Genomic DNA, 23,878 nt, shown 5'->3' with positions numbered 1-23,878 from the left:
ATTTCGGATCAGGAGGGTTCTACAATATTCGGTCTGCCCTGAAAAAAATCAGCTTTTTATCTGAAGATTGAGAAAACTTTTTTTATATTGGCGGCACCTAATTTAGAGGCCCTTCAAGCCTTTCAGAGAAAAGGGAGCTTGTTACTCCCTTTACCAATAAAGTCAAACAACAGAACATGGATCAGACGTTAAGCGGTTTCGGTACCGTATTCGTGTTTCTCGTACTCGGTATTGTGTTCGTCGTGGGTGGTTACCTGACGGCGAGAATGCTCAGGCCGAGCAGACCCAACCCTGAAAAGAACTCCACCTATGAGTGCGGTGAGGCTGCTGTCGGTAGCGCCTGGGTCAAGTTCAATATCCGCTTTTATGTCGTTGCCCTCATCTTTATCATCTTCGACGTTGAAGTCGTCTTCCTCTATCCTTGGGCTACTGTTTTCAAACAGCTTGGTACTTTCGCGCTGGTCGAAGTGCTGATTTTTGCTGGTATTCTTGTACTCGGACTGGTCTATGCCTGGGTCAAGGGGGACCTTGACTGGGTTCGCCCGACTCCGAATATCCCGAAAATGCCGGAGATGCCTGCTCGTCACTCCAGAAAAGCGAACGGATAATCTTTCAATCATCATCGATTTTACGCTATGGGTTTGCTTGACGCCAGAATATCGAACCGCAACGTGCTGGTGACTTCGGTTGACAATGTGATGAACTGGGCTCGCCTCTCTTCCCTTTGGCCGATGGGTTTCGGTCTGGCCTGCTGCGCTATCGAGATGATGGCCACCAACGCTTCGAACTACGATCTCGAACGTTTCGGTATTTTTCCGCGCTCCTCGCCCCGCCAGTCCGACCTCATGATTGTGGCCGGAACGGTCACCATGAAGATGGCCGAAAGGGTGGTGACGCTTTACGAACAGATGCCCGAACCGCGCTATGTGCTGTCGATGGGAAGCTGCTCGAACTGCGGCGGTCCCTACTGGAATCATGGTTACCATGTGCTCAAGGGTGTTGATCGTATCATCCCGGTCGATGTGTACGTTCCCGGCTGTCCTCCGCGTCCCGAGGCGCTGATCGGCGGTCTGATGAAAATCCAGGAGCTGATCCGGATGGAGGGACTTGGTATTTCTCGCCAGGATGCCCTGAAGAAGCTTGCCGAAAAGAGTGTTGATCCGCAGCAGGTGATCGACCAGGTTCGTAAGTCGGCTACGGCATAACCACTATTATCTATCAAGAGTCAAGGGAATGGAAGAAGCAGCAAACCAAATGTCGCCAGCGGTGCAGCAGAGCAAAGCCGCATATGATAATATAAAGGAGCGATTTGGCGATGCGATATCGGAGTTCGACGCCAATCCGACCATGCCGTTCTTCGAGGTGCTCGATGTCAGCAGGTGGGTGGACATCGCGCTTTACATGCGCGACAACTCTCTCCTTCAGTTCAACTACCTTGCCTGCCTGTCGGGCGTGGACTATCCCGAAGAAGAGAAGCTTGGCATCGTCTGTAATTTCGAGTGCATCGGCAAATACACCCACAAAATCGCCGTCAAGGTCAAGTGTTCGCGCGATGGCGGCTCAATTCCGTCGGTATCGTGCGTGTGGCACTCCGCTAACTGGCACGAACGCGAAGCCTACGATATGTACGGCATGGTCTTCGAGGGGCACCCCGACCTGCGAAGGATCCTTTGTCCGGAAGACTGGACCGGTTTTCCGCTTCGCAAGGATTACCAGGTTCAGGAGACCTATCACGGCATCAAGGTCCCGTACTGACGCCATAACCCGTAAACAAGCATTTCCCGAGTCATGCAGGAATTAGGTAAAGCTGAAACGAACTCCACCAGGATCATCCGTCAGGATGACAAGCGCGTCATTATCGAAAAGGATCTCGATATCGAGTACATGGTGCTCAGCATGGGTCCGCAGCACCCGTCAACGCACGGTGTGCTTCGTCTCGAATGCATCACCGACGGCGAAGTGGTCGTCGAGGCCGAACCCTATCTCGGCTATCTTCACCGCTGCTTCGAGAAGTATTGCGAAAAGATTGACTATCCCGCCATTGTGCCCTACACCGACAGGATGGACTATCTCGCTGCCATGAACAACGAGTTGGCTTACTGCATCACCGTCGAGAAGCTGCTCGACATCGAAATTCCCCGCCGCGTCGAATTCATCCGCGTCATCGTCGCCGAGCTGAACAGGATTGCTTCGCACCTGGTGGCCATCGGCACCTACGCCATCGACCTTGGCGCTTTCACGCCGTTCCTTTTCTGCTTCCGTGACCGCGAGCACATCATGAGCTTGCTCGAATGGATATCCGGCGCGCGTATGCTCTATAATTATATATGGATCGGCGGGCTGGCCTACGACGCGCCAGCCGACTTCAAGAAGCGCGTTGCCGAGTTCGTCGCCTACTTCAAACCCAAAGCGAAGGAGCTGTACCAGCTGCTGACCGAGAACGAGATTTTCGTCAAGCGCACCTATGACATTGGCATCATGCCTGCTGACGTAGCCATCAACTATGGTTGGAGCGGCCCGATGCTGCGTGGTTCCGGCGTCAAGTGGGATTTGCGCCGCAACGATCCCTATTCGGTCTATCCAGAACTCGATTTCGATGTCCCGGTTCCGGACGGCAAATTCTCTGTCGTTGGTGATTGCCTCTCGCGCCACCTTGTTCGCGCGCTTGAAATGGAGGAGAGTCTCAATATCATCGAGCAATGTCTCGACAAAATGCCGGAAGAGCCGAACTTCAACTCGCGGGCGCTTATTCCCAAGAAGATCAGGCCCAAGGCAGGTGAAGTCTATGGCCGTGCCGAGAATCCGCGCGGAGAGCTTGGCTACTACATCGTCAGCGATGGAAAATCGACCAGCCCGCTGCGTTGCAAGGCCCGTTCGTCGTGCTTCGTCAACCTGTCAGCGATGAAGGATCTCTCGAAGGGACAGTTGATTCCCGATCTGGTGGCCATCATTGGCAGCATCGATATCGTGCTGGGTGAAGTTGACCGCTGACCGTTTTTAAGACAACACTTTTATTTCAAGAAGGTTCGCCTGTTGATATGAGTTCATCACCATCTCTCAATACCTGGTCCGACGCCCTTTCAGGCTTCTCCATCGGCTGGTTTCCGCTCGGGCTGGTTATCGTTGCGGCTATTCCGCTCGTGTTCATCGCACTCTACGCGCTGACCTACGGTGTGTATGGCGAGCGCAAGATTTCAGCTTTCATGCAGGACAGGCTTGGCCCTATGGAGGTTGGTTTCTGGGGTATTCTGCAGACGCTTGCCGATATTCTGAAGCTTCTCCAGAAAGAGGATATCGTGCCGACCGTGGCCGACAAATTCCTTTTCGTGATTGGACCCGGCATCCTGTTTGTTGGCTCGTTCCTTGCCTTTGCCGTTTTGCCTTTTGGCCCGGCCTTCATCGGCGCAGATCTGAATGTTGGTCTGTTCTACGCTGTCGGTATCGTGGCTATTGAGGTTGTCGGTATCCTCGCTGCCGGCTGGGGTTCCAACAACAAATGGGCACTCTACGGCGCGGTTCGAAGCGTTGCCCAGATTGTCAGCTATGAAATTCCGGCTTCCATCGCGCTGCTCTGCGCCGCCATGCTGGCCGGTACGCTGAGTATGCAGCAGATCACCATGATGCAGGCTGGCCCCGGCGGCTTCATGCACTGGTTCCTCTTCACCAATCCGATCGCCTGGCTGCCTTTCCTGATCTACTTTATCTCCTCGCTTGCCGAGACCAACCGCGCACCGTTTGATATTCCTGAAGCTGAATCCGAGCTTGTCGCCGGTTACTTCACCGAGTACAGCGGCATGAAGTTCGCCGTGATCTTCCTGGCCGAGTACGGCAGCATGTTCATGGTGTCGGCGATCATCTCCATCGCGTTCCTTGGCGGCTGGACTTCGCCGCTACCGAACATCGGCAGCCTTGAACTGAACACCATGACCAGCGGCCCGGTCTGGGGCGCCTTCTGGATCATCATGAAAGGATTCTTCTTCATCTTTGTGCAGATGTGGCTTCGCTGGACGCTTCCCAGGCTCAGGGTCGATCAGCTCATGTATCTCTGCTGGAAGGTGTTGACGCCGTTCTCCCTGGTTTCATTTGTGCTGACAGCTATCTGGGTGATCAACCATTAATCGTGAGGCTGGCTCAAGAGAGAATACAAAGGCAAGAAAGACGAACAACAAACTATGAATGAGTACTTCAGCAATATAAAGACCAGTGCGACGACCATCGCGACCGGCATGGGCATCACCCTCAAGCACTTCTTCAATGCGGTCAAGCGCAAGGGCGATGCGGGTATTGATGATGCCGACTATTTTGGTCAGGTTGACGGTCTGTGCACCTTGCAGTATCCTAAGGAGGCGATTCCGACTCCACCGCGCGGTCGCTACCGGCTGTATTGCAATATCAATGACTGCATCGGTTGCCGCCAGTGCGAGCGCGCCTGCCCGGTTGAGTGCATCACCATTGAGACTATCAAGACGACCAACGATGATCTGGAAGCTTGTGGCAAGACCTCCGGCGGCCAGCAGAAGAGAATGTGGGTGCCGGTGTTTGATATCGATACCGCCAAGTGCATGACCTGCGGTATCTGCCAGAGCGTCTGCCCGACCGACTGTCTCTATCACACTGCTGTGGCCGATTTCTCTGAGTTCGACGTGAAAAACATGATGTATCACTTCGGCAACCTTTCAAAGATCGAGGCCGAAGCCAAAAGGAAAAAGCTTGCCGAACAGCAGGCTCAGGCGGCAAAGGAGAAAGCTGCAGCAGGTGGCGCTCCGGCGGCAAAACCTGCGCCGAAAGCAGCTCCACAACAGCAACCGGGTGGAGCCGAATAGGCTTCTGGCAGGAATCGATTACCAACAAGTGCAGATAACCATGAATCAACTGACCATCGCCATCATCTTCTACATCTTCGCAGCCGTTACGGTACTCTCGGCGGCGTTTGTGGTCTTTTCGAAAAATGTCATCTACTCGGCATTCTCACTGCTCTTCACCTTTTTCGGTGTGGCGGCCCTCTATGTTTTTCTGAGCGCGGACTTCATCGCCGTGACCCAGGTTGTTGTCTATGTCGGCGGCATTCTAGTGCTGCTGCTTTTCGGTGTCATGTTCACCAATACCATCATGTCAACAGAGCTGAAGGCTGACGTGCTGAACGTCGTGCCAGGCATCCTTCTGACGCTGCTCCTGATTGTCGGCATGCTCTTCACCTTTTATACGACCGGGAACTGGATGCCGGGACCGGTGCAGCTCAATGGTAGCGTTGTCGAGAGCATTGGACTCGAAACCATGTCGCGCTACATGCTGCCGTTTGAAATGGTCTCCATCGTGCTGCTGGTCGCCCTGCTTGGTGCGGCGTACCTGGCCCGCTACGACAAGGCAAACAAAAAAGAACATTAAGGAGTCTTCATGCTAACGGAACAGTTACTGTCGATCGGCGTCAACCATTTTCTGACGATTTCAGTCATTCTTTTCGGTCTGGGCATGTTTGCCGTCATGACCCGCAAGAACGCCATCGTGATTCTGATGGGCGTTGAGCTGATCCTGAACGCGGCCAACATCAATTTCCTGACATTTTCCAAATACAACGGCGGCATGGAGGGCGTGATGTTCAGCCTTTTCGTGATTGTGCTGGCTGCCGCCGAAGCTGCCATCGCGCTGGCAATCGTGATCAATATTTTCAAGACCTTCAAGACGGTCGATGTATCCAGCGTGGACACCATGAAGGAGTGATCCGCAACGGTAAAACACTTATAGCTGCAAATTCTTTGTAAAACGAAACATGATGCACAGTTTAATCCAGTTATCCATCGCCGTTCTGCTACTGCCGCTGCTCTCGTTTGTGGTGCTGATATTTTTCAATCGCAGGCTCCCGCGTGGTGGTGATTTTGTTGGCGTCGGTCTGCTTGGCACGACTCTGGCTATAGCGCTGTATATCTTCTGGACTGTGATCGTTCAGCATTACGATCCGGCGTTCAGGCTCGCGTGGGATTTCACCTGGCTTGATTTTGGCAATGTGCCCGGCGTCGGACCGCTGCAGGTCAAAATGGGTATTGTGATTGATAACCTGACGGCGATCATGCTGGCGATGGTTTCGCTCATCAGCTTCCTGGTGCATCTCTACTCGACCGGGTATATGAAGGGGGAGACCTATTACGGACGCTTTTTTGCCTACCTTGGCATCTTTACCTTTTCGATGTTCGGTATTGTGCTTTCTGACAATCTCTTCTCGATCTACATGTTCTGGGAGCTTGTCGGTCTGTCATCATATCTTCTGATCGGTTTCTACTTCCACAAGGACAGCGCCGCCGACGCACAGAAGAAAGCCTTTCTTACCAACCGCGTCGGTGACATCGGCATGTGGCTCGGTATCCTGATTCTCTATTCGCAGTTCCATACCTTCGGTTACCAGGAGATTTTCGCCCATATCAAAAATGGCGATTTCCACATGTCGCAGGCCTGGTTGACCGCTGCTGGCGTGCTGCTCTTTATGGGCTGCGTCGGCAAATCGGCTCAGTTTCCGTTGCATGTCTGGCTTCCTGACGCTATGGAAGGCCCGACGCCAGTGTCCGCGCTTATCCACGCAGCGACGATGGTCGCCGCCGGCGTCTATTTCGTCGCCCGCATCTTTGTGATGCTGACTCCGGATGCGCTGCACGTGATCGCATTCATCGGCGCCTTCACCGCTTTCATGGCGGCGACCATCGCCATTACGCAGCACGACATCAAGCGCGTGCTGGCCTACTCGACAGTTTCCCAGCTCGGCTACATGGTGCTTGGCCTTGGTGTCGGCTCATACTCCGCCGCGCTTTTCCATCTTTTGACGCACGCTTTCTTCAAGGCTTGCCTCTTCCTTGGCTCTGGCGCGATCATTCACGCCATGCATCATGAGCAGGATATGCGCTGGATGGGTGGTCTCTATAAAAAAATGCCCTGGACGTTCGTCACGTTCAGCATCGCGACGCTTGCTCTCGCCGGTCTTCCGCTTACCAGCGGTTTTCTCTCGAAGGATGCCATTCTCGCCGGTGCGCTTGGTTTCGCTCAGGTCGAAGGCGGCGGGATTTTCTATCTCGTTCCTGTGTTTGGCTTTGCCGCTGCGGTGATGACCGCTTTCTACATGGGTCGCCAGGTCTGGCTGGTCTTTTTCGGCGAGAGCCGCACGCACCTCAAACCTGCCGAGGAGCATGGTCACGACGCTCACGCTGCGCATGGTCATGATGCTCACGGTCACGATGATCATGGTCATCATGAGGTTCACGAGGTTTCCTGGAACATGAGACTTCCACTGGTTGTTCTTGCCACGCTTTCAGTCTTTATCGTTTTCTCGCCCGATCCGCTCGATGGTGGCAAGGGATGGTTCATGCATCTGGTTCAGACGCCTGCGACGGTCGTCGTATCGACCGGGTCCGCGCACGAAGGCGCGACTCTGCATGTGCCGGAAGCTGGTAAACTGCTCGCAGAGGCTCACACCGACACCCAGCATGTCGAAGCAGCGCCTGCCGCTCATGCGGAGGCTGCCTCGCACGAGGCAGGGGGGCATGGGCCGGTGTATAACGATCCCCGTCAGGCCGAGATCGCGCACATGACACACGCCAATCACTATAACGCGATCAAGCTTTCATCGCTGATGCTGGTTATCGGTATCGGCATGGCCCTGATCGTCTATGTTTTCAGGGTCATCGATCCTGAAAAGACCGCGCAGGCCATTCGTCCGCTCTACCTCTACTCGTTCAACAAGTGGTACTGGGACGAGATTTACGACGCGACCATTATCAAGGGTTCCATGCTGATCTCGAAGATTCTCGCCTGGTTCGATGCCAATATCGTTGATGGTATCGTCAACGGCGTGGCGACTTTCTTCAGGAAGTTCGCTTTCTTCAATGGCAGCGTTGACAAATATGTGGTTGATGGGCTGGTCAATTTCACAGCCTTCACCGTCCAGACAACTGGCGCCGTTTTTAGAAAGATCCAGACAGGAAAGGTGCAGACCTATCTGGTCATGGTGGTTGTGGCTGTTTTGGGCTGGTTCGCCTTCTACTTTGCGCACCTCGTGAAATAATCGAACGATTTAATTTACTCTCCGAACATAACAGGTACTGAACATGCTGAGCTTAATTGTATTTCTGCCGATCATTGCCGGACTCATAATTTTGGCTGTGCCCTCGTCGCAGAAGCAGATCATCAGGATCGTCTCGCTTCTTGGCGCTCTCGGCCAGGGTGTGCTCGCCGTCCTCATCTGGCGCCAATACGACCCGACCATGGCGGGTATCGTAGCCGCACCCGGCGGATCGCCTGTCGGTTCATTCCAGATGATCGAACGGATTCCGTGGATTTCGCTTGACCTCGGCTCGTTCGGTCCCCTGAATATCGAGTACTTCCTCGGTGTTGACGGCCTTTCGATCACGATGGTGCTTCTGACCGCCCTGATTTCAATTATCGGCGTGCTTTCGAGCTGGCCGATCCAGAAGCAGGTCAAGGGCTACTTCATCCTTTACAACCTGCTCAGCACGGCCATGATGGGTTGCTTCGTGGCGCTTGATTTCTTCCTTTTCTACGTGTTCTGGGAATTGATGCTTCTGCCGATGTACTTCCTCATCGGTATCTGGGGTGGCCCGAACCGTGAGTATGCAGCCATCAAGTTCTTCCTCTACACCCTGTTCGGTTCGGTGTTCATGCTGCTGGTCATGATTGGTCTCTACTTCAGTGTCACCGATCCGCTGACCGGCCATCACACTTTCAGCCTTGTCGCCATGGCCGATCAGGCCAACTATATCAAGGGATCGATTCTTGGCCCTGACAGCGTCACCTGGAGATATGTCGCCTTTATTGTGCTCTTCGTCGGTTTCGCTATCAAGGTTCCGATGTTCCCCTTCCACACCTGGTTGCCTGACGCTCACGTCGAGGCTCCGACTCCTATTTCGGTCATTCTGGCCGGTGTTCTGCTGAAGCTCGGTACCTACGGCATGATGAGAATCAACTTCCCGCTCTTCCCTGAAGTATATCAGGCTGGCCTCTATGTTATCGGCGTGTTCGGCGCGATCAACATCATTTATGGTGCGTTCTGCGCTCTGGCCCAGCAGGATCTGAAGAAGATGGTTGCCTACTCGTCCATCAGCCACATGGGCTATGTTCTGCTCGGTTTGGCCGCAGCCAACAGCGAAGGCATGATTGGCGCGCTCTACCAGATGTTCAACCACGGCACCATCACCGCCATGCTCTTCCTTCTGGTCGGCGTGATCTACGACCGTGCGCACTCCCGTCAGATCGAGAAGTTCGGCGGGCTGGCTTCCTACATGCCGGTCTATACCGGTATCGTCATCGTTGCATGGTTCGCCTCTCTCGGCTTGCCTGGCCTCAGCGGCTTCATCTCGGAGGCGCTCGTGTTCGTCGGCGCATTCAGCGCTCCGGTTACCCGTCCGATCGCTATGGTTTCAGTGCTCGGTATCGTCTTCGGCGCGGCCTACCTGCTCTGGTCGCTGCAGCGCATGTTCCTCGGCAAGCGCAAGCCTGATGCCCTGTACGATCTCGAAATCGATGCGCATGGCCACGAGCACATCCACTTCCACGACTGGAAAGGCAAGCTCGATCTCGACGCCCGGGAGCTGACCATGCTCGTGCCGCTCGCTGTCATCGTCATCGCGCTTGGTATCTATCCGATGCCGGTTATGGGTCTCATTACGACCAGCATCAACAAACTTGTTCAGGTTCTCGCTCCGGTTGCCATGTCGGCCGTGCATTGATTTGGTGTTCCGTTTAAAAGCATAAACGTTGGAGAAATATGTTCGAAATGCCATCAGGCGCTGAAATACAGAGCATCATCTCGACCCTCAAGGGCGGTGCCGGATATTTTATACCTGAAATTTATCTGTCAGTGCTCTTCATGGTGCTGATATTACTTGATCTCGTTACAGGTAAAAAGAATCGCGGATTACTTGCCACGGCTACCATCGCCGGTTTGCTCGGCAGTGTCTATTTTATTTTCAAGCAGCAGGCGATGCCGGATACGCAGTTCTTTTTCGGCATGTACGCACTTGACCGGTTCGGGATCTTTTTCAAGTACTTTTTCGTGGCATCGGGCATTCTCGCCGTGCTGACCACCGTGATCGACGGCCAGCTCAAAAAGCACGAGTCGGGTATGGGAGAGTACTACGCTCTCTTGGTCGCCATGGTTGTCGGCATGATGATGATGGCTTCTTCGACCGACCTGTTGATGATGTTCCTTGCCATGGAGCTTGTCAGTCTTTCAGCCTATGCGATGACCGGCTACCTCAAGCGCGAACCCCGCTCGTCGGAAGCCGCCCTTAAGTATCTGGTGTACGGCGCGGTGTCGTCGGGCATGCTCTTGTACGGCTTCTCCCTGATCTACGGCATGACCGCCGAAACCAACATTATCCGGATCAGCATGGTGCTGGCTGCGCACGGATACGATCAGCTCGTGATGATTCTTGCCGTGCTGCTCATCATGGCGGGTTTTGGCTACAAGATGGGTGCAGTGCCGTTCCACTTCTGGAGTCCCGACGTTTACGAGGGCGCACCTACTCCGGTGACCGCCTATCTTTCGGTTGCCTCAAAGGCTGCCGGTTTCGCCATGCTTATGCGTTTCTTTTTCGTGGCTGTGCCTCACGGCTTCGATATGTACGTCAGTGCGCTGCACATCGACTGGCTTTCGATCCTGATGCTGGTATCTGCGGCTTCGATGATCTACGGTAACGTCGTGGCTATCTGGCAGAAGAACGTCAAGCGTTTGCTCGCCTACTCGTCGATCGCTCATGCCGGTTATCTGCTGCTCGGTATTATCACCATGGATCAGCTCGGCACACAGGCTGTTCTTGTCTATCTTGCTGCCTATCTCCTGATGAACTATGGCGCTTTCTATGTGGTGATTCTTATCGCCAACCGTACTGGCAGCGAGAACCTTGATGACTACAAAGGTCTCGGCAAAAGGATGCCGTTGCTCGGCGCGGCCCTGACGGTGTTCCTCATCTCGCTTGTTGGTCTGCCGCCGACCTTCGGCTTCATCGGCAAGCTGATGATCTTCTCGGCGCTGCTCGCCAAAGGCAGCCTATTCATGTGGCTTGCTCTCATCGGCATTCTGACCAGCGTCATTTCGCTCTATTACTACATGCTGATTCCGCTCAACATGTATCTGAGGGAGTCGAATACTGCTGAGGATAGCGTGATCGAGACTGGTATGGGCGCGAAGCTTGTTACCGCCTCGCTGATGATTCTGACACTGTGGTTCGGCCTGTTCTTCCAGCCGATCGCCAACTATGCGAAATATTCAGCGGCTATTTTCGGAGCATTCCTGAACTGAATTATTTGACATACGTTGCCTTTTAAAGCCTTAGAAAGCCCGGTGAATTTGACTGATCACCGGGGTTTTTTTTATTTGATGATGATGGAATGATTAATAAATTTCTATCAGGTTCCTGGTTTTATGAATAACGATCGTTAATTATATTTGCTGATATTGAGGTGATGCTCAGCCGGTACACGAGGAAAGGCGCAGGCTAAAGCCTCTTTTTCCCGGATATCGTGAACTATCATTAACATTCACGGAGGTGTACATGCCCACCAAGCAAACATTTGCGGAGGTGTTTCAGTCTCGCGGTCTTTCCCGGAGAGATTTTCTGAAGTTTTGTTCTCTTACCTCGGTCTTGCGCCATCGTTAGTTCCCAAGGTCGTTCACGCCATGGAGACCAAGCCCCGCATGCCTGTCATCTGGCTTCACGGTCTCGAATGTACCTGCTGCACCGAATCCTTCATCCGCTCCTCCCATCCCATCGCCGCCGATGTCATCATGAACATGATCTCACTCGACTACGACGACACGCTCAGCGCCGCAGCAGGTCATCAGCTTGAAGAGGTCAGGAAGAAGATCATGAAGGATTGCAAAGGTCAGTACATTCTCGCCGTCGAGGGAAACGTGCCCACGAAGGATGATGGTGTGTATTGCATGGTTGGGGGGGGGACTCGTTCCTGAATGTGCTCAAGGAGACCGCAGCCGGTGCTGCTGCGGTGATCGCCTGGGGCGCCTGCGCCTCGTTTGGCTGCGTGCAGAATGCCGATCCCAATCCTACCGGAGCGCAGCCGATTGACAAGATCATCAAAGACAAACCGATCGTCAAGGTGCCGGGTTGCCCGCCCATTGCCGAGGTGATGACCGGCGTGATCACTCATGTGCATACCTTTGGCAAGCTTCCGGAGCTTGACAAAATGGGGCGGCCGAAAGCGTTCTACTCCACCAGAATTCACGACAAGTGCTATCGCCGTGCCTTTTACGATGCTGGTATGTTCGTGCGCGGATTTGACGAAGAGTCCACCCGGAAGGGCTGGTGCCTCTACAAAATGGGATGCAAAGGCCCGACCACTTACAATTCCTGCTCGAAGATTCAGTGGAACGAAAGCACGAGCTTTCCCATCGGTTCAGGGCACCCCTGTATCGGCTGCTCCGAACCGGGATTCTGGGACAAGGGTCCATTCTACACGAGGCTGGCTGACGTGTCGTTTCTCGGCACGGATACCACCGCTGACAAGATCGGCATTGTGGCAGTCGGCGCGGCAGCGGCCGGCGCAGCGGCTCATGCAGCGCTCACCGCAGTGAAGAAGAAGCAGCACGACAAAGAGCAAGAACAGTAAATCAAGGGAGTTCAAGGCATGGCCAAGAAAATAGTTGTCGATCCGATTCCCCGTATCGAGGGGCATCTGAGAATAGAGGCGAAAATGAACGATGCCAATGTCATCGAGGAGGCGTATAGCACCGGCACCATGTGGCGCGGCATCGAGGTGATCCTCAAGGGGCGCGATCCACGCGATGCATGGGCTTTTGCCGAGCGTATCTGTGGCGTCTGTACGACGGTGCATGCCCTCGCATCGGTGCGCTGCGTCGAAGATGCTCTTGGCATCGAGATTCCGCCGAACGCGCGTATCATCCGGAACCTGATGAACGCCACGCAGCAGACGCAGGATCACCTCGTGCATTTCTACCACCTGCACGCGCTCGACTAGGTCGATGTGGTCAGTGCGCTCAAGGCAGATCCGAACCAGGCCTCGGCTATCGCCCAGAGCATCTCGCCTTGGCCGAAATCGTCGGTCGGCTATTTCAAGGATTTGCAGCAGCGCCTCGTGGCCTTCGTCGAGAGCGGCCAGCTCGGCATCTTCTCGAACGGCTACTGGGGCCATCCGGCCTACAAGCTGCCGCCGGAGGTGAACCTCATCGCTGTGGCGCACTACCTCGAAGCGCTCGATTTCCAGAAGGAGATTGTCAAGATCCAGACTGTTTTCGGCGGCAAGAACCCCCATCCGAACTACGTCGTCGGTGGCATGGCTTGCGCCATCGACCCGAATAGCGACACGGCGATCAACATCGAGCGTCTCAACATGATCAAGAAGATCATCGACGATACGCAGACCTTCATCGACCAGGTCTATGTTCCTGACCTCATCGCCATCGCCGGGTTCTACAAGGAGTGGCTCTACGGCGGCGGTCTCGGCAACTTCATGAGCTATGGCGACTTCCCGGAGACGAATCTCAACGACTTTAAATCGCTGCTTTGGCCGCGAGGCGCCATCCTGAACAAGGATTTGTCCACCGTTATCGACGTTGATCCGCGCGACATGTCGCAGATCAAGGAGGAAGTCGGTCACAGCTGGTACACCTACTCCAAAGGCTCCGACAAGGGGCTCCACCCGTGGGAAGGGGAGACCAAACCGAACTACACCGGCCCCAAGCCGCCATTCGAATTTCTCGATACCGACAAGCAGTACAGTTGGCTCAAGACGCCGCGCTGGAAGGAGCATCCGGTGGAGGTCGGCCCGCTCGCCCGTGTGCTGGTGGCCTACGCCAAAGGCGACCCGATGATCAAGGAGACGGTCGGCGCGGTGCTCGGCAAGCTTCAGGTCGGTCCCGAAGCGCTCTTCTCGACGCTTGGGCGCACCGCCGCGCGCGGCATCGAGTGCAAGCAGACCGCCGGATTTATGGGCCATTTCTACGACCAGCTCGTGGCGAACATCAAGGCGGGAGATTACAAGACCTTCAACAGCGAACGCTGGGAACCCTCAACCTGGCCAAAAGAGTGCAAAGGCTTCGGCTATACCGAAGCGCCGAGAGGCTCGCTTGGCCACTGGATCAGGATAAAGGACGAGAAGATCGACGAGTACCAGATTGTGGTGCCTTCGACCTGGAACGCTTCGCCGAGGGACAATCGAGGCAACTCGGGTGCCTACGAAGCGGCCCTGAAAGGTACGCCGATGGCCGATCCTTCAAAACCACTCGAAATCCTGCGGACGGTACACTCGTTTGACCCCTGTCTTGCCTGTGCGTCCATCTGTATGACATGAATGGCAACGAAATCACCAGGGTAACCATCGTTTAAACGGAGAACGACATGGGCAGATTAATCGAGGAAATCTACGTCTGGCGTCTGCCGGTTCGGCTTTACCACTGGGTCAATGCGTTCAGCATCGTTGCGTTGGTGGTTACCGGCCTGTACATCGCCTCTCCGGTGATCAATCCGCCGCTTGGTGAAGCGGTCTGGCAGCACAACTTCGTGATGTGGCGCTATGTGCATTATTGCGTTGCTTTTGTGTTTACCGGCAACTTTCTGTACAGGATGTACTACGCGTTGCTTTCGGACGATCGATATGCAAAGTTCGGTGGATTCAGGCCGTGGTCTCCTGCATGGTGGGGCAAGCCCTTCAAGGAGCAGGTTGCCTCATATCTGTTTTTGCGGAAGGATGAACCGAACTATGTCGGACACAACCCGGTTGCGGCGCTGTCACATTTCATTTTCATTTTCTGCGGTTCGACTTTCATGATTCTGACCGGCATGGCTATGTACGCCGAGAATCGTCCTGGCAGCTTCATGGACGCGGCGTTTGGATGGGTGCTGCCGCTCTTCGGCAGCAGTTACAACCTGCACTACGCGCACCATATCGTCGCCTGGATTTTCCCGTTCTACGTGATCGTGCATCTGTACGCCGTCTTCCGTCACGACATTGTGGATCGCACCAGCGTGACCTCATCGATTATCACTGGCTACAAGCACAAGGTGGAAGATGAAGCGGCGGCGTGATGAGAATGATGAATGTTGAATTATGAATTGAAGAGCAGGGCGGTACTGACAAGTCGGTACCGCCCTCGGCATTCTTCCCAAAATCTCACAAGTCTCAATTGTCCCAATCGTCCAATAATCATTTACCATTTCCCCTTTTGAATAAAATCAACATTGTTGGTCTTGGCAATCTTCTCTTCGGTGATGAAGGTTTTGGCGTGGAGGTCGTACGGGCGCTTAAGGCTTCCGGCGATTGGCCGGAAAACGTTCAGTTCGTGGATGGTGGCACGCAGGGGCTCTACTTGCTCGATTATTTCGAGTCATGCGATGCCTTGATGGTTTTCGACTCGATCATCCCGGTCGAGTTCGAACCGAAGGTCTATTGCTATCGTAAAGAAGAGCTTCCGGCGTTCATCCATCGCAAGATGTCGGCGCATCAGATGGGGCGCAGCGAACTGCTCGCCATCGTGAAGCTGCATGGCCGGGAACCGTCGGAGATCGTGCTCATCGGTGCGCCGCCGCACGATCTCGGGCTGGGCAATGGCCTGAGCGAGTTGATGCGCGAGCATCTGGCGCGGGCCGTCGAGCTGGGGCGCGAAGTCCTGCGGGAGTGGCTAGCAGAGTGAAAGGTTCGGGTTCTCCGTGCCTTGTCATTGAGAGCCCGAACCTTTGTCGATTTGTGTCTTGAGAAATGTAGGGTGGGCGGTCAGCGGTTGCCGATCAGGCGCAGGAACTCGCTTCTCGTGGACTGGCTGGTCATGAAATCTCCGGACATGGCGGAGGTTGTCGTCACCGAATTTTGCTTCTCCACGCCGCGCATCACCATGCACATGTGCGTCGCTTCAATCACCACGGCCACGCCGCGCGGATTGAGCACATTCTGGATAGCGTCTCGGATCTGCTGGGTTAGCCGCTCCTGGACCTGCAAACGCCGCGCGAACACCTCTACGACTCTCGGAATCTTCGATAAGCCCACGATCTTGCCATCGGGAATGTAGGCCACGTGCGCCTTGCCGAAGAAGGGAAGCATGTGATGCTCGCACATCGAGTAAATGTCGATGTCCTTTACTAGCACCATCTCGTCGTACGACTCCGTGAACACCGCTTTTTTGAGCAACTGCTCCGGATTTTGCCGGTATCCTTTCGTCAGAAACCGCAGCGATTTGGCGACCCGCTCCGGAGTCAGGAGCAATCCCTCACGTTCCGGATCCTCGCCGATGCCTTTCAGTAGGGTTTGAACCGCACTTGACATCGAGCCGAGCCGCTCCTCTTCCTGCCGCCCGCGAGCCTCTTCAAAACATTCATCGATGTCGCACTGCGAAAGCGCGGAGTGGGTGTGATGGTTATTCTCCAAGGTAGGTGACACTGTTTTTTCCTGTTTCATGTATTTTAACTTCATGGAGGCTAACCTCCTGTTTGATAATGGTTTCCAGTCGGGATTTGAGAATCTCCCAGACGGTGACGGCAAGAATTTCCGTTGTCGGCACATGGCCTTCGAGTTCGCTCACCTCATGGTTCAGATGCCGGTGGTCGAAGCGCGCCACAATCTCCTCTTCGAGAATTTTCTTCAGCTCCTTGAGATCGAACAGATAGCCGGTTTTTCGGTCGATAATGCCCGATAGGGTGATTTCAAGCAGATAGTTGTGCCCATGTCCATACTTACCAGAGCATTTTCCGTAGAGTTGCCGGTTCTCCTCGTCCGATAGCTCCGGATTGAACAGACGGTGGGCGGCATTGAACTCGATTTGGCGTGTAACGTAAATTTTTCTTGGCTTTTCGAGGATGTCGTTCATCAAGGGTATCGCTGGTGTTTCATTGACTGTCTTCCAGCATCTGCCGGATGACGGGGATTGGATGTGATTTTTCAGTTTAACCCGGCCTGCCAGTTATAAGTTTCAGTGTTCAGACGGTTGAAAACACCATACTCTTGAGCGTCTGGTGACAACGATACAACATCTGGCGGTGGAAATGAAACGGTAAACGGGGAATGCCTGTTGTTAACAACACCAAAAACGCCGGAGCTGTTGTTGTGTTGAACGGCTCAGGCAATTAGATTTATGCGTCGTGACAGTGGTGATGCGAAAATTTCACGAACAAACAATCCAAACTCTTATGGCTCAAACACTTGACGATCTTATCAGGACAAGCGAACTTCCCGTATTCATCGATTTCTGGGCAGATTGGTGCGGTCCGTGCAAAATGGTGGCCCCCTCGGTCAAACAACTCGCGAGCGAGTTCAAGGGAAAGTTGACTGTGGTCAAGGTTAACGTCGATCAGCAGCCTGAAGCCGCGGCCCGATTCCAGGTTCAGGGCATTCCCGCGCTCATGCTTTTTGCCGGAGGCGAACTTAAATGGCGCACGGCAGGAGCGATTCCCTACCAGCAGATGCGCCAGGAGGTGCTGAAGGCGATAGGGTAGGTAGTGCGGTGGCTTGCCGTAGATGTTGTGGACGACGTGGCTATCGTGAACAGGGAATAAAAAATAAGGGCGGCTACAGTGGGCCGCCTTTATTTTTAGTGTCAATCATTTCGCCGGTTCATGACCGTCACATAGTAGAGCAACTGCATGATCGCTTGTGCGGCAGCGGCTACATAGGTCAGGGCGGCAGCATCGAGCACGGCGTTCACGCCCGCCATCTCACGCTGCGAAACGATGCCCTGCGAAACCAGCAACTCCTTGGCGCGTCGGCTGGCATCGAATTCCACCGGCAGCGTCACCAAAGCGAACAGTGCCGTTCCTGCGAAGAGAATGATTCCCGCCCACGCCAGCGAGCTTCCAAGCACGCCGTGCATGAACAGGCCTACCATGAAGAGGATCGGCCCGAGATTGCTGCCAATAGAGACTACGGGCACCATTGCTGAACGGATGGCGAGAGGTGAGTAGCCGATTTTATCCTGTAAAGCATGGCCAGCCTCATGGGCAGCTACACCAACCGAGGCGATGCTTGGCAGGCTGTAAACCTCCCCGCTGAGTCGCAGCACCTTGTGACGCGGGTCGTAGTGGTCTGAAAGCATGCCGCTGGTCATCTCGACGTTCACGTTGTCCAAGCCGCCGCGCTGGAGAATACGCAAGGCAGCCTGCGCGCCGGTAACGCCATTCTGGGTCGCCACCTGCGAATATTTTTTGAAAGCTGATTTCACCTTGAACTGCGCCCAAATGCCGAGTAGCAGGGGCGGAAGAGCGAAGAGAAAATATGCTGGATCGAAATAAAACATGGTTTTATCAAAAAATTATTGAACGGGTTTAAACGGTAAATCTCCTCTAAAAAACAACAGAGGGGGAAGAATCGTTTCGATGAACAGCGGCGGAACCTGGTGCTTATCGCGTTACGAATCTTCCGGTTATGCCAAAGTTGGACGATAAATCTCCGAATCTTTTGTATTGCGCAAGCGAACAATAAAAAAAGCCGCCCTATACTGACTAGACGGCTTTTTTAGTGGTGGGGACAGGACTTGAACCTGCAACCTTCGGGTTATGAGCCCGACGAGCTACCAATTGCTCCACCCCACGATGTTACGGACAACAATTTAGCACGATAATCGGTTTTTCCAACAAAATATCCGGAAAATCGAAAATATTATGGGTGAGCTGTATTTCTGACGGGATGGTCAACGCTATTTAGATGGCGAGGCCAACACGCATTCGCACGAATGCAAAACGCCCGGAGGATTGTCAAGGCTTCCGGGCGTTGCAGATTTTCCCACACCCGAACGCTCTGTCAGGGCAGTGGCGGCGGCGGATTGGTGTGAAGGCTTCGCGCTGGTGGGTCGTACTGCTTCAGGTCATTCGGATCGATGACACCTTTCTTGCCTCTCAGGTCGACAGGTGTGTCTGAATTGGTGTCGAATCCCTGGCTTGCGCCCTCCCTCGCGCCTTCGTCGCTTGGTTCTCTTGTGGCGGCTTCACTGTCTCTCGATATATCAATCAATTGATCGAACGCTCCCGCATGCAGATTTGTTGGTGTGAACGCTTCTGAAACTGCAAGGAGGAGCAGCATGCTGAATGCTTTTTTCATCACAGTGGATTTTGAATTGTTTTTGTCTCGGATATAAAAGAACATCTCTTGAAATATATGCAATATCTGTTAATTTAAATAGTGTACGGCGTTTATTTAAAACAATTTCACAATCTGATGTGATCAGTCAGTACCGGCATCGTTACAGTCTTTTCTGCGGCTCCTGTGTTTTCGGGACGGTTGTTTTAAGCGGAGTGAGAGAGAAGTGCGAATCGCGCCATTCAGTTCTGCCTGTCGCATCCAACCGGTTCTGTTTGAACATGAAGTATGCTGTTCAACAAGTTTCCAGAGTGATTTCTCTGTTGGTTCTTTTCACCTCATTTCATGGCAGCGCTGCTGCAATTTCCTGGTCTCCGGGGCCGCGCCAGACTGGCGAAGTCCTGCTTGACGAGGCGGTGACCGGCCTGGGCGGATTTGTCATTCGCGTCGGAAGCAATGGGTGTACCTCCAAAAACTCTTTCGATGTGCTGGTGAAAAAAAAAGCGGGCATCACCAGTTTGGCACCGCATTACGAGCTGACGATTGTTCGCAAAACTCCCGACGAGTGCAAAGCGATTGTCGAGGATGGTGTGGTTATTGCCTACGATCTGAAAAATGATCTCGGCATCTCGGGGAACTACACTTACTCTATTACCAACCCCGTTTCGTCCGCTCACCCCTTCGCGGATGTCAGTGGCTACTATCTGCCGAAAATAGTCAAAGATGCGGCGATGGATGTTCCTCTTCCCCGTGAGGTTCGACCCGAACCATTCGAGCAGTTCACCGCCAGGCCGGACTTTTTTTCCTGCCTCCTGCCTGTGGACTGGGCGCGGAGTGCCGCTGATCCGGAAGGTGACGCAAAAGCCGGGATTTATCAGGTTCAGCTCACCAGAGACGGGCTTGCCCGGCCGGAGGATGGTGAAAAGTACTATTTTCCGCGCCCACTCATCTATGTCGGCTACTATGCCCCCGGCAACCGTGAGGGAAAAACGTATGCAAACTATCTGGCCGATTACGACCGGTTGCTGAGAAAGAATGCGGGCAGCAATAAATCATGCTACAACAAGCCAAGAAAGATGACCATCGCTGGACGGGAGGCGACCGTTACCGATTACGAGGTCTGGCAGGAGCTCCCGCGTGGCCCGTTGTTTACCACGAAGTACTGGCTGAAGGCGCGTTTCGTGGTTGTCAAAGCAAGGCAGGGATTTTATGTGCTGGCGTTCAAGAGTCCAAAAGAGTTCTATAATCAGAACTTCCCTACATTCCAGACAGTGCTCGATTCATTTGCACCGAAACGTTAAGCTGACTTCGCCATGCCGGATATCAGGATAAAACCGACGCGCTTCACGTTGACCATGATGCGAATTGCATCGGTTATCGTGGCGCTTGTCGGCGCGGTTATGATCGCGGGTGTTGTAAGCAACGGTCTGCTTGAAGAGGGCGGCGAGTTTGTCATCATCTGGATCGTGGCCTGCGTCGGGATCATCGGGTTTGCGCTTTTCATGGCGTTCAACCGGAAGGTGATCCATGACGGGATCGTCAGCATCGAAGACGCGGGGGAGTCGCAATCCTCTTCTGATGCCCAAAGCGTGGAGGCTCGGCTCAAAACGCTTGACGGACTCAAGCGTCAAAAGCTTATCAGTGACGAGGAGTACCGGAAGCAGCGGGAGAAGATCATTCAAAGCGTGTGATTTCGCTGATTTTATCAATCAAACAAAGGAGTGGAAATGAACAATCAGATCGACAGGCCTGAAGGGAAGCTTCGTTCCGGATCGACCAGAGGCGAGCGCTTACTTGCCATCGGCCAGAAGCTTGGCATCGCGATTCCGGCGGGGCTGCTGCTTTTCTGCGGCGTGAACGCTTCGGCGATGACTCGCGATGCTGCGAAAATATCCTTCTCGCCGGACGCTGCGCGCGAGAACGAGGTGGCCCGGCATCTCACGGAGATTACGAACAATCGGGGTGGCGTGCTGCTCGCCGACGAAGACAACCCGCTGCACGGAAACACCCATGTCGATACCCACAGTCCCAATGTGCATAATGATTATTCCGACAGCGGCAAGCACACCAACACACATGGTGACGTGCATACCAACACACATGGCAACGCGAATCGCTACTGAACGATGCCCGGCATGACGACCAGAGAGGAGCTCCTCGGCAAACTCGCTCAGGCGGGTACGCTGATCCTGATTTTTCAGCTGACCGATCAGTGCGTGCTCTCGTGCCGGTATTGCTTTGCGAAAGGCTCCCATCCAGCCGGGAGCCTTTGCATTCCGGACGACCTGCTCGAAGCGGCCATCCGGAGCGCGTTCGATACGCGCCACAGCGAGGTCTCCTTTGAGTGGACGGGAGGAGAGCCGTTTTTGGCAGGCATCGATTTTTATCGCAAGGTCGATCGCCTCCAAAAGAGGTACGCCACCAAGCCCTACGCGAATACCATCCAGACGAGCGGCTACGTGCATGACCGGGAGTTGATCGCCTGGCTTGCTGGGCACGGTTTTCACATCTCCTCGACTATCGATGGCCCGCCGGAACTGCACGATTCCCAGCGCCCAGCGAACGGCGGTGGCCCGTCGCTTGCTACAGTGCTCGCAACGCGCGAAACGATCATCGAGCATCAGGGGCACTGTGGCTGCATCTGCACGGTCACGCGGAACAGCCTCGGCAAGGAGGGGGCGATTCTTGATTTCTACCGTTCGCTCGGCATTGAGGCCTTTCACAGCAATGCGTATCACTATTTTTCCAAAAATCTTGTTGGCGACGAAAGCCTCGCGCTCGATGCCAACAGGTACGCTGCGTATTTCATCGCCCAGTTCAACGCCTGGTTCGAGGGCGGGCGCAAGCTCCCGATGCCCGGCACGCTCAACTACATTCTGCGCTCGCTGGCTGCAGGAGCCGGCTTGAAGCAGTCGGTTTGCACCTTCGGTGGGCGCTGCCTGACCAATTTTCTCGCCATCACGCCCGATGGTGAGGCGTGGCTTTGTCCCAAGTTCGCGGGTTTCGACGAGATGCGCCTCGGCAACGTTGGCAAGATGGCTATCACCGACATCCTTTCCGACGCAAATCCCGCCATGGCGCGCCTCATCGACGAGCGTCTTGAGGCGATGCACACCTGCGAAGCGGATGAGTGCCGCTTCCAGTACCTCTGCAACGCGGGGTGCCCCTACTACTCCTTCATCGCCAGCGGAGGCCGGAACATCGCCGCGAAGGATTCCCTTTGCGCAGGCAAGCAGTTGCTTTTCGAATATCTCGAATCGGTGGTCGAACTGATTGATCCCGTCCAGCTTCCCGAACCTCGCCCCCCCGAACATGCGTAACATTATCCGTCGCGCGGAGGCCGTCCGCCATTTTTTCGTCGCCGCGTTGCTCGCTCTGCTTCTTCTGCCCGCCGAAGCCCCGGCACGCATGGCTGAACACCTGGCTGAACGCATGGCTGATCCGGTCGGCAAGACCGACTCTTATTTTTCCGATAACGGAGTCTGGGAAATTGCGATCACCTACGGGAACCTCTTCCACTCGTGGAGCCTGAAGAAGAACGGGCAGGAACTTTGGCATCGCGCGCTGATGAACGAACCGGGCAACGCGGCGGTTTCGGACAACGGCGAACTGATTACGTTGCCGCTCTGGGGCTGGCGCGACGAGGGGGGGTCGAGTGGCATCGCCGTGTTCAACGGGCAAGGCGAACCGGTTCGAGAGATCATGTTCCGAAACGTGGATGGCAGCGAGAGTCTGCGCTGGGTGCGCCGGATAGCGATTGCTCCCGAAGGCTCGTGCATCGCCATCGGCGAGAACAGGCGGGAGGCTGCGCTGGTAACGATGTTCGATGCAACCAGCGCCAAGATTCTCTGGGAAACCCAAGCAGGGCTGCCTGAGATCGACGATCTCAGGGTGAGCGCCAGAGGAGAGTACACCCTTGCGGCAACCTCGAAGTACGGCACGGGCAACATGGAGTTCGTGCTTTTCGACAAACAGGGTAACGCGATGTGGAGCGAAAAAAGCTCTCGAAATCTTTCGTGGGAAGTCAACATGTATGTCAGATTTCTTGCCGACGGAAAAGGTTTTGAAATATACGATTTGAAGTCCAAATCCTGGATGAAACGGCGATTTCCCGCTCAGAGACATTGACTTAAAGCTCTTGATCATTCAGGAATTTTTGGCTATTTGGGACGTAAGCCTGAAAAAGCGGGAGCACTTGGTTGTGGAAAAAATGATTCAAATCAACCAAGGAGGTTCCACGCATGAAAACCAGGCATTACAGTACAGAACAGATCATCAGCACCTTAAAGGAAGCCGATTCCGGCATACCGGTCAAGGATCTTTATCGTCAACACGGCCTCAGCGATGCGACGATTGACAACTGGAAATCGAAGTACGGCAGCATGACGGTCAGTGAAGCCAAGCGCAACGCTGTCAGGCACTTGCATGAACACTTCGGGCGGCGTTTTAGAAAGCTCTGTATGCTGATTGGGCTGAGCCGTACAAGTTGGCATGACAAACCCAAACCGGATACCCATGAACCGCTTCGCCAGCGATTACGGGAGTTGGCCGATGAGCGGAAGCGTCGAAAATTCGATAACGCCCCTGCATTCATCGGGAAAGCTCTTGATGCATGGGCGCATCGTCATGGAGTTAAACTGGTGTTCAATCGTCCGGGCAAACCGGTCAACAACACCTCTATTCGAGAGATCATCGGGCAATGGCAGGAGGATGACAATTCGATCCGCCTGCACAGCTCTTCAGGAAGGCTGACACCGGAAGAATTGATGGTTCAGCAAACGGATTTTTACCAAAAAGAAGTGGTCTTATAGACGGGGGCATGTCATACCCTTGAAAAGGCGCCCGG

General features: G+C 54.3%; 24 protein-coding genes, 1 tRNA gene and 2 pseudogenes. 22 read left to right on the top strand and 5 right to left on the bottom strand.

The genetic code is table 11. The annotated features are described in order from the left end of the window. Positions 1 to 176: 176 nt before the first annotated feature. From NY406_RS06655 to NY406_RS06585, 15 genes and pseudogenes are all read left to right on the top strand, one after another. Entirely contained in the window at positions 177 to 608 is a 432-nt protein-coding gene (locus NY406_RS06655; RefSeq protein WP_260533332.1) for an NADH-quinone oxidoreductase subunit A, read from the top strand. Positions 609 to 635: 27 nt separating this feature from the next. Next, complete coding sequence (locus NY406_RS06650) at positions 636 to 1,205, top strand: NADH-quinone oxidoreductase subunit B (RefSeq protein ID WP_260533331.1); 570 nt, start codon at positions 636 to 638, stop codon at positions 1,203 to 1,205. A 28-nt stretch (positions 1,206 to 1,233) separates the two neighbouring features. Beyond that, entirely contained in the window at positions 1,234 to 1,755 is a 522-nt protein-coding gene (locus tag NY406_RS06645; protein ID WP_260533330.1) for an NADH-quinone oxidoreductase subunit C, read from the top strand. Positions 1,756 to 1,788: 33 nt separating this feature from the next. Then, positions 1,789 to 2,991, top strand: coding sequence for an NADH-quinone oxidoreductase subunit D (locus tag NY406_RS06640; protein WP_260533329.1), 1,203 nt, complete (start codon positions 1,789 to 1,791; stop codon positions 2,989 to 2,991). Positions 2,992 to 3,038: 47 nt separating this feature from the next. Next, entirely contained in the window at positions 3,039 to 4,118 is a 1,080-nt protein-coding gene (nuoH, locus tag NY406_RS06635; protein ID WP_260533328.1) for an NADH-quinone oxidoreductase subunit NuoH, read from the top strand. A 54-nt stretch (positions 4,119 to 4,172) separates the two neighbouring features. Next, entirely contained in the window at positions 4,173 to 4,823 is a 651-nt protein-coding gene (locus tag NY406_RS06630) for a 4Fe-4S binding protein (RefSeq protein ID WP_260533327.1), read from the top strand. 40 nt (positions 4,824 to 4,863) lie between these two features. Continuing rightward, a complete protein-coding gene (locus NY406_RS06625) occupies positions 4,864 to 5,385 on the top strand; it encodes an NADH-quinone oxidoreductase subunit J (protein WP_260533326.1) in 522 nt (173 codons plus the stop codon). Positions 5,386 to 5,394: 9 nt separating this feature from the next. After that, a complete protein-coding gene (gene nuoK / locus NY406_RS06620) occupies positions 5,395 to 5,718 on the top strand; it encodes an NADH-quinone oxidoreductase subunit NuoK (protein WP_260533325.1) in 324 nt (107 codons plus the stop codon). A gap of 52 nt (positions 5,719 to 5,770) precedes the next feature. After that, positions 5,771 to 8,044, top strand: coding sequence for an NADH-quinone oxidoreductase subunit L (nuoL, locus tag NY406_RS06615; protein WP_260633763.1), 2,274 nt, complete (start codon positions 5,771 to 5,773; stop codon positions 8,042 to 8,044). A gap of 43 nt (positions 8,045 to 8,087) precedes the next feature. Then, on the top strand, positions 8,088 to 9,725 hold the full coding sequence (locus NY406_RS06610) for a NuoM family protein (protein ID WP_260533324.1): 1,638 nt from the start codon (positions 8,088 to 8,090) through the stop codon (positions 9,723 to 9,725). Between the two features lie 38 nt (positions 9,726 to 9,763). Then, a complete protein-coding gene (locus NY406_RS06605) occupies positions 9,764 to 11,299 on the top strand; it encodes an NADH-quinone oxidoreductase subunit N (RefSeq protein WP_260533323.1) in 1,536 nt (511 codons plus the stop codon). A 253-nt stretch (positions 11,300 to 11,552) separates the two neighbouring features. Further along, positions 11,553 to 12,624, top strand: a pseudogene (locus tag NY406_RS06600) (hydrogenase small subunit). An 18-nt stretch (positions 12,625 to 12,642) separates the two neighbouring features. Further along, a pseudogene (locus NY406_RS06595) lies at positions 12,643 to 14,360 on the top strand (nickel-dependent hydrogenase large subunit). Between the two features lie 12 nt (positions 14,361 to 14,372). After that, positions 14,373 to 15,059, top strand: a complete 687-nt coding sequence (gene cybH, locus NY406_RS06590; RefSeq protein WP_260533322.1) for a Ni/Fe-hydrogenase, b-type cytochrome subunit — start codon at positions 14,373 to 14,375, stop codon at positions 15,057 to 15,059. Positions 15,060 to 15,256: 197 nt separating this feature from the next. Continuing rightward, positions 15,257 to 15,664 (top strand): hydrogenase maturation protease, encoded by a 408-nt coding sequence (locus tag NY406_RS06585; protein ID WP_317618640.1) that lies wholly within the window; start codon positions 15,257 to 15,259, stop codon positions 15,662 to 15,664. A gap of 80 nt (positions 15,665 to 15,744) precedes the next feature. Here the strand turns inward: NY406_RS06585 and folE are convergent, their stop codons facing one another. Both folE and NY406_RS06575 read right to left on the bottom strand, forming a co-directional pair. Then, on the bottom strand, positions 15,745 to 16,422 hold the full coding sequence (gene folE / locus NY406_RS06580; RefSeq protein ID WP_260533320.1) for a GTP cyclohydrolase I FolE: 678 nt from the start codon (positions 16,420 to 16,422) through the stop codon (positions 15,745 to 15,747). Beyond that, on the bottom strand, positions 16,382 to 16,831 hold the full coding sequence (locus tag NY406_RS06575; protein WP_260633762.1) for a 6-carboxytetrahydropterin synthase: 450 nt from the start codon (positions 16,829 to 16,831) through the stop codon (positions 16,382 to 16,384). Before NY406_RS06575 ends, folE begins: the two co-directional genes overlap by 41 nt. 319 nt (positions 16,832 to 17,150) lie before the next feature. On the opposite strand from NY406_RS06575, the gene trxA reads away from it, so the two are divergent. Next, complete coding sequence (trxA, locus tag NY406_RS06570) at positions 17,151 to 17,456, top strand: thioredoxin (protein WP_260533319.1); 306 nt, start codon at positions 17,151 to 17,153, stop codon at positions 17,454 to 17,456. A gap of 101 nt (positions 17,457 to 17,557) precedes the next feature. On the opposite strand, the gene NY406_RS06565 is transcribed toward trxA, so the two are convergent. The 3 genes from NY406_RS06565 to NY406_RS06555 form a co-directional block, all read right to left on the bottom strand. Continuing rightward, positions 17,558 to 18,253, bottom strand: coding sequence for a zinc metallopeptidase (locus NY406_RS06565; RefSeq protein WP_260533318.1), 696 nt, complete (start codon positions 18,251 to 18,253; stop codon positions 17,558 to 17,560). Between the two features lie 222 nt (positions 18,254 to 18,475). Beyond that, positions 18,476 to 18,548, bottom strand: a tRNA-Met gene (locus NY406_RS06560). 208 nt (positions 18,549 to 18,756) lie between these two features. Continuing rightward, complete coding sequence (locus NY406_RS06555) at positions 18,757 to 19,053, bottom strand: hypothetical protein (protein WP_260533317.1); 297 nt, start codon at positions 19,051 to 19,053, stop codon at positions 18,757 to 18,759. Between the two features lie 290 nt (positions 19,054 to 19,343). On the opposite strand from NY406_RS06555, the gene NY406_RS06550 reads away from it, so the two are divergent. The 6 genes from NY406_RS06550 to NY406_RS06525 all read left to right on the top strand — a co-directional run bounded on the left by NY406_RS06550 (position 19,344) and on the right by NY406_RS06525 (position 23,843). After that, entirely contained in the window at positions 19,344 to 20,333 is a 990-nt protein-coding gene (locus NY406_RS06550; RefSeq protein WP_260533316.1) for a hypothetical protein, read from the top strand. A 12-nt stretch (positions 20,334 to 20,345) separates the two neighbouring features. Next, positions 20,346 to 20,723: a hypothetical protein gene (locus NY406_RS06545; RefSeq protein WP_260533315.1), complete on the top strand. Its 378-nt coding sequence runs from the start codon at positions 20,346 to 20,348 to the stop codon at positions 20,721 to 20,723. Between the two features lie 36 nt (positions 20,724 to 20,759). Further along, positions 20,760 to 21,155 (top strand): hypothetical protein, encoded by a 396-nt coding sequence (locus tag NY406_RS06540; protein ID WP_260533314.1) that lies wholly within the window; start codon positions 20,760 to 20,762, stop codon positions 21,153 to 21,155. 12 nt (positions 21,156 to 21,167) lie between these two features. Beyond that, positions 21,168 to 22,352, top strand: a complete 1,185-nt coding sequence (locus tag NY406_RS06535) for a radical SAM/SPASM domain-containing protein (RefSeq protein WP_260533313.1) — start codon at positions 21,168 to 21,170, stop codon at positions 22,350 to 22,352. Then, positions 22,345 to 23,160, top strand: a complete 816-nt coding sequence (locus NY406_RS06530; RefSeq protein ID WP_260533312.1) for a hypothetical protein — start codon at positions 22,345 to 22,347, stop codon at positions 23,158 to 23,160. The genes NY406_RS06535 and NY406_RS06530 overlap by 8 nt, the downstream gene beginning before the upstream one ends. A 113-nt stretch (positions 23,161 to 23,273) precedes the next feature. After that, positions 23,274 to 23,843, top strand: a complete 570-nt coding sequence (locus NY406_RS06525; RefSeq protein ID WP_260533311.1) for a transposase — start codon at positions 23,274 to 23,276, stop codon at positions 23,841 to 23,843. Positions 23,844 to 23,878: the final 35 nt, after the last annotated feature.

This window comes from Chlorobaculum sp. MV4-Y (assembly GCF_025244685.1).
Classification (GTDB): Bacteria; Bacteroidota; Chlorobiia; order Chlorobiales; family Chlorobiaceae; genus Chlorobaculum.
Note: the sequence above shows the minus strand (reverse complement) of the source record. Positions and strands in the feature narration are given on the sequence as shown.

Excerpts from the sequence above, each read along its gene's own strand:
- NY406_RS06655 (WP_260533332.1), top strand. The coding sequence starts at position 177 with ATGGATCAGACGTTAAGCGGTTTCGGTACCGTATTCGTGTTTCTCGTA.
- NY406_RS06650 (WP_260533331.1), top strand. The coding sequence starts at position 636 with ATGGGTTTGCTTGACGCCAGAATATCGAACCGCAACGTGCTGGTGACT.
- NY406_RS06645 (WP_260533330.1), top strand. The coding sequence starts at position 1,234 with ATGGAAGAAGCAGCAAACCAAATGTCGCCAGCGGTGCAGCAGAGCAAA.
- NY406_RS06640 (WP_260533329.1), top strand. The coding sequence starts at position 1,789 with ATGCAGGAATTAGGTAAAGCTGAAACGAACTCCACCAGGATCATCCGT.
- nuoH (WP_260533328.1), top strand. The coding sequence starts at position 3,039 with ATGAGTTCATCACCATCTCTCAATACCTGGTCCGACGCCCTTTCAGGC.
- NY406_RS06630 (WP_260533327.1), top strand. The coding sequence starts at position 4,173 with ATGAATGAGTACTTCAGCAATATAAAGACCAGTGCGACGACCATCGCG.
- NY406_RS06625 (WP_260533326.1), top strand. The coding sequence starts at position 4,864 with ATGAATCAACTGACCATCGCCATCATCTTCTACATCTTCGCAGCCGTT.
- nuoK (WP_260533325.1), top strand. The coding sequence starts at position 5,395 with ATGCTAACGGAACAGTTACTGTCGATCGGCGTCAACCATTTTCTGACG.
- nuoL (WP_260633763.1), top strand. The coding sequence starts at position 5,771 with ATGCACAGTTTAATCCAGTTATCCATCGCCGTTCTGCTACTGCCGCTG.
- NY406_RS06610 (WP_260533324.1), top strand. The coding sequence starts at position 8,088 with ATGCTGAGCTTAATTGTATTTCTGCCGATCATTGCCGGACTCATAATT.
- NY406_RS06605 (WP_260533323.1), top strand. The coding sequence starts at position 9,764 with ATGTTCGAAATGCCATCAGGCGCTGAAATACAGAGCATCATCTCGACC.
- cybH (WP_260533322.1), top strand. The coding sequence starts at position 14,373 with ATGGGCAGATTAATCGAGGAAATCTACGTCTGGCGTCTGCCGGTTCGG.
- folE (WP_260533320.1), bottom strand. The coding sequence starts at position 16,422 with ATGAAACAGGAAAAAACAGTGTCACCTACCTTGGAGAATAACCATCAC.
- NY406_RS06575 (WP_260633762.1), bottom strand. The coding sequence starts at position 16,831 with ATGAACGACATCCTCGAAAAGCCAAGAAAAATTTACGTTACACGCCAA.
- trxA (WP_260533319.1), top strand. The coding sequence starts at position 17,151 with ATGGCTCAAACACTTGACGATCTTATCAGGACAAGCGAACTTCCCGTA.
- NY406_RS06565 (WP_260533318.1), bottom strand. The coding sequence starts at position 18,253 with ATGTTTTATTTCGATCCAGCATATTTTCTCTTCGCTCTTCCGCCCCTG.
- NY406_RS06555 (WP_260533317.1), bottom strand. The coding sequence starts at position 19,053 with ATGAAAAAAGCATTCAGCATGCTGCTCCTCCTTGCAGTTTCAGAAGCG.
- NY406_RS06545 (WP_260533315.1), top strand. The coding sequence starts at position 20,346 with ATGCCGGATATCAGGATAAAACCGACGCGCTTCACGTTGACCATGATG.
- NY406_RS06540 (WP_260533314.1), top strand. The coding sequence starts at position 20,760 with ATGAACAATCAGATCGACAGGCCTGAAGGGAAGCTTCGTTCCGGATCG.
- NY406_RS06535 (WP_260533313.1), top strand. The coding sequence starts at position 21,168 with ATGACGACCAGAGAGGAGCTCCTCGGCAAACTCGCTCAGGCGGGTACG.
- NY406_RS06530 (WP_260533312.1), top strand. The coding sequence starts at position 22,345 with ATGCGTAACATTATCCGTCGCGCGGAGGCCGTCCGCCATTTTTTCGTC.
- NY406_RS06525 (WP_260533311.1), top strand. The coding sequence starts at position 23,274 with ATGAAAACCAGGCATTACAGTACAGAACAGATCATCAGCACCTTAAAG.